The sequence below is a fragment of the Pedobacter sp. MR2016-19 genome (assembly GCF_014947265.1).
In the GTDB taxonomy this organism is placed as follows: Bacteria; Bacteroidota; Bacteroidia; order Sphingobacteriales; family Sphingobacteriaceae; genus Pedobacter.
Genome location: NZ_JADCNK010000006.1, coordinates 103,726 through 115,490 on the forward strand (window position 1 = coordinate 103,726; position 11,765 = coordinate 115,490).

Consider the following 11,765-nt stretch of genomic DNA (forward strand, 5'->3'; position numbering starts at 1 on the left):
ATTAACATGAACGAGTTTACGCTGGGCATAGAAGAAGAGTACATGGTAATTGATCCCGTTACCAGAGAGCTTACTTCCCACGATCAAAAAATTGTTGAAGCAGCCCAAAAGATTCACAAAGACCAGGTTAAAGCAGAAATGCACCAGGCGGTAGTAGAAGTTGGAACGGGTATTTGTAAAACCACCACAGAAGCGCGCAAAGAGATTTCTCAATTGCGCTACACCGTATCTCAACTTGCCGGAGAACAAGGCTTAAGAATTGGAGCTGCTGGTACACACCCCTTCTCGCACTGGGAAAAACAGTTAATTACTGAACATCCCCGTTATAACGAGATTGTGAACGAATTACAGGAGGCTGCGCGTTCTAACCTTATTTTTGGTTTGCACGTGCATGTAGGCTTTCAATCGCGTGAGTTGGCCATTCACATCGCCAATCAGGTGAGGTATTTTTTACCGCACGTTTTTGCTTTGTCCACCAATTCTCCATTCTGGGAATCGCGGAACACAGGTTATAAATCTTTCAGGACTAAAATTTTCGACAAATTTCCGCGCACAGGCATTCCAGATATCTTTAATAGCATTGAGGATTATGACAACTATGTAAAACTACTGATCAAAACCAATTGCATGGACAATGCAAAGAAGATTTGGTGGGACATCCGTGTGCATCCATTTTTTGATACAGTAGAATTCAGAATATGCGATTGCCCAATGCTGATTGATGAAACCATGGCTTTTACGGCATTATTTCAGGCATTATGTGCTAAACTGTATAAACTGCGTTTGCAGAATATGGAGTTTATCAGTTATTCAAGAGCATTGATCAATGAAAACAAATGGCGGGCTGCACGTTATGGTATTGATGGTAATTTGATCGATTTTGGTAAAGAAATGGAAGTTAATTGCCGCAATCTCGTTTTAGAATTATTGGATTTTGTAGATGACGTAGTGGACGATTTGGGCTGCCGCGAAGACATTAGTTATGTGCATAAAATACTGGAGCATGGCACAGGTGCAGACAGACAGTTGGCTGTTTACCAGCAAACCGGTAACTTTGAGTCAGTGGTAGATTACATTACTACTCAAACACTTATTGGTGCAAAGTAATTTTATAATGGATAAAAGAGCGTTAAAGGTAGCCGTTATTGACATGAATAACGGCGCACCTAATCAGGGTATGCGGGGAATTCAGGAAGTTTTATCCCGTTTTAAAAAGGAAAACAATGTTGATTTAAGCTTTGATATTTTTGATTTAAGGCAAAAAGGCGAAATACCGGGTATTGGTTACGATGCCTATATTTCTAGTGGCGGACCAGGGAGCCCAATTGAAAGTAAAGGCGAACAATGGGAAAATGATTTCTTTAATTTGCTCGATCAGATTGAAGTTTTTAACCAAAAAAGCGACGAAAGAAAAAAATATGCTTTTTTAATCTGCCATTCCTTTCAATTGGCTTGTAGAAAATATGAATTGGGTAACGTAACTGAAAGACGGTCTAATGCTTTTGGGATTTTCCCGATTACACTGACCGAAGATGGAGAAAAAGATGAAATTTTTAATGGCATCACCAACCCTTTCTTTTCGGTCGACAGTAGAGATTGGCAAGTAATAGAACCAGATTTTGCTGCTTTTGAGAAAAAAGGTGCAAAATTGTTGGCCATCGAAAAGGAACGTAAACATGTCGATTTAGAACGCTGCATGATGTCGATCCGCTTTTCTGATGAAATTATTGGCACACAGTTCCATCCAGAAGCCGATCCAGTGGGCATGAAAATGTATTTGCTTCAGGAAGAAAAGAAAAAAGCAATTGTTGACATGCATGGCGAACAAAAATACCTTGATATGTTAAACAGTTTAGACGATCCGGCAAGGATTGTGCTTACGCAAAGCGTTATTTTACCTAATTTTTTACAAAAAGCAATTGGGGATTTGAAAGCGGTGTAAAAAAGGCCGGCATTTTGCTTAGTCGTCATTTCGACTGGAGCGCAGCGGAATGGAGAAATCTATTAAAAAAGTATATGATAAACGTCGATAGATTTCTCCACTACGGTCGAAATGACGATCACTCTTTTGTAATGACGGATTCGGCAACAGAAATCAAACACAAAAACCTATGATACCTGCTCAACGCCAAAAATATAACCAACAATTTACGGACGAGAAATACCAAACCTTCCTCGCTAAACTACAAAATGGCTACCCTTCAATTCCATTCAGGGTCGCAGAAACACCTGTTTTTGTTCCGAAAGCTTTAAAAGAAAAATTAATTGCAGCAGGAGAAGAAATTATAAATCTGATTAAGCAACCCAATTTTAAAGCGCTAACTCAAAAGGCAATCCCTTCAGAATGGAACGTACCTAATGAAAATGAGCAGCCACACTTTTTAACCTTCGATTTCGGCATTTGTAAAGATAAAAACGGAGAACTCACCCCTATGTTGATCGAAATGCAGGGTTTCCCCTCGTTATATGGTTTTCAGCACCATTTGGCTAAAACTTTTAAAACAAATTTCGATATAGATCCTTCCGTAAATTATTTTTTGAACGGCTTTAACGAAGAAAAATACATTAAACTGCTTAAAGAAGTGATTATTGGTAAACATCAGCCGGAAGAGGTGGCTTTGATGGATGTGGATGCACCCAATCAAAAAACCGCCATCGATTTTTTTGTCACGCAAAAATTATTAGGCATCAAGATTTTGGCTCTCGAAGACATTAAAAAAGCAGGAAAACAATTGTTTTATGAAGAAGATGGCCAACAGATTCAGTTAAAAAGAATTTATAACCGCCTGATATTTGATGAAGTTGCCGATAACACCAAAATCTTCAACAACAGTTTCGATCCACGTGAAGAACTCGATGTGGAATGGGTAACGCACCCCAACTGGTTCTATCGCATCAGCAAGTACACCATGCCATTTTTAAAAAGCGAATTTGTACCCGAAACACGTTTTTTAAATGAGGTAAAAACGATTCCCGGCGATTTAGAAAACTACGTATTAAAGCCATTATTTTCTTTCGCCGGCATGGGCGTAATTATCGATGTAAGCGAAACGCATATTACCAATATCAAAGATCCTGAAAACTGGATTTTGCAGCGGAAAGTACATTACGAACCAGCCGTTCAGGCGCCGGATGGTGGGGTAAAGGCCGAAATCAGGATGATGTATCTATGGCCTGACGGTGGTGAGCCTCAGCTTTGTATTAATCTGGCAAGGTTAAGCAAAGGAAAAATGATTGGCGTCCGTTACAATGCCGACTTTGATTGGGTTGGTGGCACAATAGGATTTATGGAATAACTCTTCGTTATAACCGCAAAGACCGTCAAGAGAAGACCCAAAGATTATTTATTTAACCACCGAGCGCACAGAGAAGAGGCACAGAGGATCACAAAGAGTAATCTTTCTTAAGCCAAGGTTGGTGTCTCCACGAACATAAACAATTATTAACTCAATAATCATCAGCTACGGAAATACGGATGGCAAGGAAAACTATGCTGTAGTAAAAATGTGTTAAAGAAAAAAGCACAGTGTTACAATCTCTCGTGTGAATCCGTGGCAAAACACCTCAAAATCCGCTCTGTTAACTCCGTGTAAAACTCGGTTATCTCTGTGGTAAAACTTAGCGTTTCTTTGCGAAATGCTTTGCGCGCTTTGCGGTTAACTATTAATAATACTCCAATATATTTACATTCATCTGAACACCAAAATGCTAAAAGCCCTTATATTTGCATTATGGATATTCAAACGATTTTAGTCTTTTTACTTTTTGCGGTAGCACTGGTATATGTTGGCCGTTTGGTTTTCAAATCTTTACAGGTAAAAAAAGATGGTTGTGGCGGTAATTGCAAATGTGGTGTAGATTTTTCCGATATTAAGCCCGTAAAAAAATAACATTCCATCTTTATGATTCATCAGTTTCAAAAATACTTACAGGAAAAAATAGAAATAACTGATGAACAGTTCGAAAGCATATCGTCTGTTTTAAAGATTAAAAAATTCGAGAAGAACGAAATAGTTCAATATACCGGCGATAATTTCAAACACGGATATTTTGTAGGTAAAGGTTTGTTGCGGGCCTATTCGATTGATGCAAAAGGTAAAGAACACATCCTTCAGTTCGCCCCAGAAAACTGGCTGGTCTCTGATCGTAACAACATGAACAATGAGCCATCGATATTCTTTATCGATGCTATTGAAACAACCGAAGCGGTATTAATGCCCAACAATTTCATGGAAGAAGCAGCCAGAAAGGTACCTTGCTTACAACCCATGCAAATCAAACTGTTAAATAATTCGATCCGCTTTATGCAGAAAAGAATTAACATGTTATTAAGCGCAACAGCGGAAGAAAGATACCTTGATTTTATTAAACTTTACCCTAACCTTACACTCCGTGTACCACAATGGATGATCGCATCTTATCTGGGCATTACACCCGAATCACTTAGCCGCGTGAGAAAGGAACTTGCGAATAAACATTTCAGACCTTAGACTGAGTTATTGAATGACTGAATTTTGAATGAGTGAATGGCATTATTAAATCTAACCTTTCAACCTTTCTCACATTCCATAATTCTATCATTCCATCATTATATCCTTCTCTCATTCAATTAATTTCCCTTTCTTATCATACATCAATATGTAATAAAAACCTGCGCTGTACTTTTGTGTTGTTAATATTAAACAGCTCAAAAAACAAAAGATATGGCACAACAGAAATGGACATTAGATCCAACCCACAGCGAATTACAATTTAAAGTAAAACACTTAATGATTACTACTGTAACAGGTAGTTTAAAATCTTTTTCAGCAGAATTATTGTCTGAAGGTGATGAATTTGAAAATGCAGAGATTTCTTTCAAAGGTGATATCGGCTCGCTTGACACCGGAAATACTGACCGCGATAACCATTTAAAAGGTGGTGATTTTTTCGATGCAGAAAAATTTGCACACATCGAATTTAAATCCAGTTCAGTAGAAAAAGATGGCGGCGATTATATCGTTAAAGGCGATTTAACGATTAAAGGCGAAACTAAACCTGTAAAATTAACCGCAGAATTTGGTGGCATTGCTACCGACCCTTGGGGAAATACCAAAGCAGGGTTTACCTTAAGTGGAAAAATTAACCGTTCTGAATTCGGTTTAACCTGGAATGCTGCGTTAGAAACTGGTGGCGTAATGGTAAGTGAAGAAGTTCGCATTTTAGGCGAATTACAGTTTGTGAAACAAGCATAGAGCAAAGGGAATTTAAGCATGGGGTTATTACTCCATGCCCTATGCGCCATGCCTTATTTAACTTGAAGGTAATGGAAACAAAACAAATAGAAAAAGTACTAAAAGCTCCGGCGCCACATATGGTTGGCGATGGTTTTAGGGTACACAATTTTTTTCCAAGCGGATATCAAATCGATATGAGTCCTTTTTTCCTGATGGATTATGGCTCAAAGATCGAATTTTCAGCAAGGAAAGAACCACGCGGCGTTGGTGTTCACCCTCATAGGGGCTTCGAAACGGTAACGATTGCCTATCACGGCGCGGTTGCCCATCACGATAGCTCTGGAAACAGTGGCGTGATTTATCCTGGCGATGTACAATGGATGACTGCCGCGAGTGGCATATTACACAAAGAATATCACGAAGAACAATACAGCCTTAATGGCGGCCCATTTCAAATGGTTCAGCTTTGGGTTAATCTTCCTGCGAAGGATAAAATGGGTAAACCAGGATATCAGGCAATTAATCAGGCAGATATGGCCCATTTTGATTTACCGAAGAATGGAGGGAAAATTGAAATTATCGCAGGTAATTATAAAGGCATAAAAGGCAATGCAAACACTTTTAGTCTCATAGAACTGTATAATGCCCGGCTAAAGAAAGGTGGCGAAGTTACGTTTAACTTCCCTGAGAATTTTAATACCGGATTTATGGTGATTGAAGGCTCGATTAAAATAAACGGACTGGAAACCGCAGGAGCAGATGATTTTGTCCACTTCAGCAACCAAGGCACAGAAATTAACATCGAAGCTTTGGAAAACAGTGTAATTTTAGTTTTGAGCGGAGAACCAATCGACGAACCAGTTGCTCAGTACGGCCCCTTTTTAATGAATACTGAAGCCGAAATCCATCAAGCCATTGAAGATTATAACCAAGGCAGGTTTGGTTATTTAGAAGAGTAACGGAAAATCATGCTGATCCGATAGTTATCGGATTGGTTTCAGCACCCATCATACTGAATAGATAAAATTAGCCGGCATTTTTGTAATTGTCGGCTTTTTTGTGACTTTACAACAGAGTCCAATCATTGCGTTATGATAAGCTACATTCCTCCACAAGCACAGAACTGTTCATTTCCAAAAAGCCTCTTATCCGATTGGCCGGGAAGTTATGTCGGTAATTAAATTATTTTCTGTAAAAATGGTTTTAGGAGCGCAAGTACCTTGCAAGAAACATCGTTTGTTCCTTTGCTATGCTTGTACGCTTCGTCCGTCGTACCTCCAAGCCTGCAGGGTACCGCTCCGCCAAGGGCTAAACTGGTTGGGCCTCTGGTAAGGAAAACCCCTCATAGTAGCAAGAACAGGAGTAATTCAAACCCGATAGTACGAATGCCGATTTTTCTATCGGCAGTAGGGATAGCGGGGCTGTAATCCTCCACAAGCACAGAACTTTACATTTCCAAAAACTTTTATCCAATTGGCGCGGGAAGTTATGTGGCTAATTAAATTATTTTCTGTAAAAATGGTTTTAGGAGCGCAAGGACTGTGCAAGAAACATCGTTTGTTCCTTTGCTATGCTTGTATGCTTCGGCCGTCGTACCTCCGGGCCTGCAGGGTACCGCTCCGCCAAGGGCTAAACTGGTTGGGCCTTTGGCAAGGAATCCCCCTCATAGTAGCAAGAACAGGAGTAATCTAAACCCGATAGTACGAATGCCGATTTTTCTATCGGCAGTAGGGATAGCGGGGCTGCGGTCCTCCACAAGCACAGAACTGTACATTTTCAAAAAAACTTTTATCCAATTGGCGCGGGAAGTTATATGGCGCTAATTAAATTGTTTTCTGCAAAAATGGTTTTAGGAGCGCAAGTACCGTGCAAGAAACATCGTTTATTCCTTTGCTGTGCTTGTACGCTTCGGCCATCGTACCTCCTGGCCTGCAGGGTACCGCTTCGCCAAGGGCTAAACAGGTTAGGCCTCCGGCAAGGAAAACTCTTCATAGTGGCAAGACCCGGAATAATTTAAACCCGTACCAATACCTATTTCTCATCGGCTAGAATGAATAGTTGGACTATCATAGCCCATGCTTGTTTTCCTATTATTGCTTTTTAATTCACATTATAAAATCCTTAATTTATTAATGATAAAGAGTATGCAAAAATTCATTCTTCAATCAATAAAATAGTATCTTCGGGTAGAACTAACGATCTAATTTCACGGCGCTTAATTTTAAATCATTCATCCAATCTTCATACTCGTTAGTGACATTTGATTAATAAATCAGAAAAGAAAAATGTCCGGAAAACAAATATTTCAAACTGAGACTAAAAGGCGCTGGCATGCATTTACATGGGTAAGCCGTACTTTTTTTTTAGTCTTCATTATCGCAATCATCTGCGTAGCGTATACGCTGTCTTCAGTACAGGCACCCAATTTGCCTTTTATCAACACAAATACGCCATTAACACAAAAACAATTAGAGAAATTAAAAAAATCGCAGCGGTATAAAGATTTCACCATAGAAAAATCTAAGCTGCAAAAGATCAAAAAAGATCGTGAACACCGCATTTTAACCCATCGTGGCAATTACAAGCGTATCAACATGGCCTTTTACGTAAGTTGGGCGGCAAGTAAAGAATCATCAATATCCGATCTAAAACGCAACATCAGCCATTTGGATATGGTGGCTACAGAATCGTTCTTTTTAAATGGTGATTCTATTGTAGATAAGGCAGATACAGCGGCGTTAAAAGTAATACATGCAGGCAAAAAATCGGCTATTGCAGTGGTTTCAAATTATAATAAGGATCATTGGGATGGTGCAGCAGTAAGAAGATTATTAAATGATCAACCTGCTCAGCAAAAATTGATCAACGATCTAATAGCAATTACCAAAAAATATGGCTATAGTGGGATCAACATAGATTTTGAAGAACTAAACCTCCAAAATAACGATGGTTTTAACGCTTTTATGAAGAATCTATATACCCAGTTTCACGCTAAAAAACTGATTGTTTCTCAGGATATTTCACCCGAAAACGACGATTATCAGCCAGAAATCCTTCAAAAATACAATGATTACCTTGTAGTAATGGCTTATGATCAGCACACCGAACAAAGTAATGCAGGCGATATTTCCCATCAGGAATGGGTAGAAGAAAAACTTGATGATATTTGCAGTAAAGTTGATGCCAGTAAAGTAATCCTTGCCTTAGCTTGCTACGGTTACGATTGGCCAAAAAATAGAATTGGGCAACCGGTTACTTACGAGCAGGCCATGACAACGGCTGTTAATTATAAAAGTAAAATAAACTACGATCCAGCTTCTGCCAATTTAAACTACACTTACAACGATGGCAGTGGGATTAAACATGAAGTTTACTTTACCGATGCAGCAACCTATTTTAATTTAATCCGAAAAGCTGATGATTGGGATATTGCTGGTATAGCCTTATGGCGTTTAGGTTCGGAAGATAAACGTTTATGGTCATTTATTTCTAATGATCTTAGTCTGGATACACTAAAGAAAAAGCCTTTCGATTTACGCAAAATTGCTTCTTTAAATATGGGCGGGATTTCCTATTTAGGTGATGGCGAAATACTGGATCTCATTTCTACTCCTACGCCAGGTAGTGTGAAATTCACTTTAAATAAAGAAAATTTCTCTATTGCCGATCAAAAGTATACCAGACTTCCGGAACAATACGTAATTAAAAGGTTTGGAGAGGCCGACAAAAAAATTGCTTTAACTTTTGATGATGGCCCCGATCCTGTTTATACCCCACAGGTGTTGAATATTTTGAAACAGGAAAAAGTACCCGGCTGTTTCTTTGTGGTTGGCATTATGGCTGAAAAGAACATGGAATTGTTAAGGCAGGAATATAATGATGGTTACGAAATTGGAAACCATACCTTTTTTCATCCAGATATGTCTGCTATTGGTCCAACCCGCGTAAAATTTGAGCTGAATGCAACCCGTAGGTTAATTGAGGCCGTTACCGGACACAGCACAATCCTTTTCCGCGCTCCGTTTAATGCCGATGCCGAGCCACAAAACATTTCTGAAATTTTACCCGTTGCTCAAAGCCGCAAAGAGAATTACATCAATATCGGTGAATATATCGATCCCGAAGATTGGCAGCCGGGTAAAACTGCCGATCAGATATTTAATGAAGTAGTGAAGCAACAGGATAATGGCAATATCCTTTTACTGCATGATGCCGGCGGAAACCGTGAAGCGACTGTTGCGGCTTTACCCCGAATTATAAAATTCTTTAAAGCAAAGGGTTATACATTTACCACGGTAGGCGATTTAATGGGTAAAAAAAGATCAGAACTCATGCCTGCAGTAAAATCTACCGCAAACAGTGGCTTTTCTGGCTCTGGTGATTACTTTTTCATCAATTTCTTTTACTACGGAAACATGATTTTAAACATTGTATTTTCTGTGGCGATTGTACTTGCGATCTTAAGGACTATATTTATCACTTATTTAGCTATAAGACAGCGAAAAAGAGCAAAACGCACTGTGAATAAATTAATCCAGCATCCTTCAGAAAAGGTAAGCATTATCATTCCGGCTTACAACGAAGAAGTTACTGCTGTGCAAACCATTAACAGTCTTTTAAAAACCACTTACCCTGATTTTGAACTGATTTTTGTAGATGACGGCTCAAAAGATAAAACCTTTGATATCATTCATGAACACTTTGGCAATCACCCTATGGTAAAGGTTTTCCGTAAAGAAAATGGAGGTAAAGCGTCTGCATTAAATTATGGTATATCAAAAGCTACTGCTGAATTTGTAGTCTGTATAGATGCCGATACGCAATTAAAACACGATGCGGTTACTGAACTCATGCGCTATTTCTATAGCGATAAAATAGCAGCCGTAGCCGGAACTGTGAAGGTTGGGAATGCCAACAACATCATTACTAAATGGCAATCAATAGAATATATCACAGCTCAAAATATGGATAGAAGGGCCTTCGATTTATTAAATACGATTACTGTTGTACCGGGGGCAATAGGTGCCTTTAGAAAAAATGTCATCCTTGAAATCGGTGGTTTTACTATCGATACCCTTGCTGAAGATTGTGATTTAACCATGCGCATTTTAAGGGCAGGTTACAAAGTTAAGAATTGTGACAGTGCAATTGCCTATACCGAAGCACCAGAAACAGTAAATATGCTGCTAAAACAACGTTTCCGCTGGAGTTTTGGGGTAATGCAAAGTTTTTGGAAAAACAGAAAAACGTTGCTTAACAAGAAGTATGGCTATTTTGGAATGGTAGGAATGCCAAATATTCTGATCTATCAGATTATTTTACCACTATTTTCGCCGCTTGCCGATCTTTTTATGCTTATTTCTTTAATCAGCGGTATTTTTTCACTAAGCGCCATTAATAATTTAACGTTAACCGGATTTTCAGGAATTTTAAGCCTTCATAATGGTTTTGGCCAGGTACTCTTCTATTACATTATCTTCATCTTTGTAGATATGATCTTTGCTGCAATTGCTTTCCGAATGGAGAAAGAAAAGTATACCAATTTACTTTACATTTTCCCTCAGCGTTTTTTCTGGAGACAATTAATGTATGTTGTGCTATTCCGTTCGTTCAGGAAAGCAATAAAGGGCGAACTGGAAACCTGGGGTACCATAAAAAGAACAGGAAATGTTAAGGAACAGGCAGCCTAATACACTCCGATCGATTAGAAGAAGTCAAGTTTTTTATAGCCAATGTGTTATAAAAAACCTGACTTCTTTGGCTATCACCTCATCCATAATAACATCATTATTAATGGAAAGATATTTAACCAGAATCCATTTCCCTTCAGAGGTTTCTTAACTACACTTATTACCGGAACATGGGATGGCTGGCAGCAATTATTTTTTAGATAGCCTAATACACCTTCGATCTTTTAAAAGAAGTCAAGTTTAATAGCCAATGTGTTATAAAAAAACTTGACTTCTTTGGCTACCACCTTATCCATAATAATAACATCATTATTAATGGAAAGACATTTAACCAAACTCCTGCACTATCTAAAAACAGCAGTTTTTACTTTTCGATTAAGCAAACCGCATAAGAAACAACTCCCTCTTCTCTACCGAGAAAGCCCATTTGCTCGTTGGTGGTTGCTTTTATTGAGATATCTTCAGTAGAAATTCCAATGGCATCAGCAATGTTTTGTTGCATAGCAGGAATATGTGGATTAATTTTTGGCGCTTCTAAACAAAGCATGGCATCAATATTCCCAATACGCCACCCTTTTTCAGCCAGTAATTTAACCGTTTCTTTCAGCAGGATTAAGCTGCTAATACCTTTCCACCTGTCATCTGTATTTTTAAAATGAAAACCGATATCACGTAAATTGGCCGCCCCTAAAAGTGCGTCGCAAATGGCATGAAGTAAAACATCAGCATCCGAATGTCCAAAAGCACCCTTGTGATGATCTAACGTAACACCACCAACAACAAAAGGATGCTGATCTTTTAATTGATGTACATCAAATCCGAAACCTACTCTAATTTTCATGTTTATTTGCTTTAATCT

The 11,765-nt window shown here is 38.7% G+C and carries 9 protein-coding genes; 8 read left to right on the forward strand and 1 reads right to left on the reverse strand.

The window, feature by feature from the left end:
- Positions 1 to 6 precede the first annotated feature (6 nt).
- The 8 genes from IM793_RS10655 to IM793_RS10690 all read left to right on the forward strand — a co-directional run bounded on the left by IM793_RS10655 (position 7) and on the right by IM793_RS10690 (position 10,906).
- Positions 7 to 1,107, forward strand: coding sequence for a carboxylate-amine ligase (locus IM793_RS10655; RefSeq protein WP_193421179.1), 1,101 nt, complete (start codon positions 7 to 9; stop codon positions 1,105 to 1,107).
- Between the two features lie 7 nt (positions 1,108 to 1,114).
- Positions 1,115 to 1,942, forward strand: a complete 828-nt coding sequence (locus IM793_RS10660; RefSeq protein ID WP_193421180.1) for a type 1 glutamine amidotransferase — start codon at positions 1,115 to 1,117, stop codon at positions 1,940 to 1,942.
- Positions 1,943 to 2,111: 169 nt separating this feature from the next.
- Positions 2,112 to 3,296 (forward strand): hypothetical protein, encoded by a 1,185-nt coding sequence (locus IM793_RS10665; RefSeq protein WP_193421182.1) that lies wholly within the window; start codon positions 2,112 to 2,114, stop codon positions 3,294 to 3,296.
- A gap of 435 nt (positions 3,297 to 3,731) precedes the next feature.
- The gene (locus IM793_RS10670; RefSeq protein WP_082458743.1) at positions 3,732 to 3,890 is read left to right on the forward strand and encodes a FeoB-associated Cys-rich membrane protein; all 159 of its coding nucleotides are present in this window, start codon (positions 3,732 to 3,734) and stop codon (positions 3,888 to 3,890) included.
- 12 nt (positions 3,891 to 3,902) lie between these two features.
- Complete coding sequence (locus tag IM793_RS10675; protein ID WP_121284261.1) at positions 3,903 to 4,490, forward strand: Crp/Fnr family transcriptional regulator; 588 nt, start codon at positions 3,903 to 3,905, stop codon at positions 4,488 to 4,490.
- Positions 4,491 to 4,703: 213 nt separating this feature from the next.
- On the forward strand, positions 4,704 to 5,234 hold the full coding sequence (locus IM793_RS10680; RefSeq protein ID WP_193421183.1) for a YceI family protein: 531 nt from the start codon (positions 4,704 to 4,706) through the stop codon (positions 5,232 to 5,234).
- 71 nt (positions 5,235 to 5,305) lie between these two features.
- Complete coding sequence (locus tag IM793_RS10685; protein WP_193421185.1) at positions 5,306 to 6,175, forward strand: pirin family protein; 870 nt, start codon at positions 5,306 to 5,308, stop codon at positions 6,173 to 6,175.
- Between the two features lie 1,326 nt (positions 6,176 to 7,501).
- Positions 7,502 to 10,906, forward strand: coding sequence for a glycosyltransferase (locus IM793_RS10690; protein WP_193421188.1), 3,405 nt, complete (start codon positions 7,502 to 7,504; stop codon positions 10,904 to 10,906).
- 364 nt (positions 10,907 to 11,270) lie between these two features.
- On the opposite strand, the gene ispF is transcribed toward IM793_RS10690, so the two are convergent.
- Positions 11,271 to 11,747 (reverse strand): 2-C-methyl-D-erythritol 2,4-cyclodiphosphate synthase, encoded by a 477-nt coding sequence (gene ispF / locus IM793_RS10695; protein WP_193421190.1) that lies wholly within the window; start codon positions 11,745 to 11,747, stop codon positions 11,271 to 11,273.
- Positions 11,748 to 11,765: the final 18 nt, after the last annotated feature.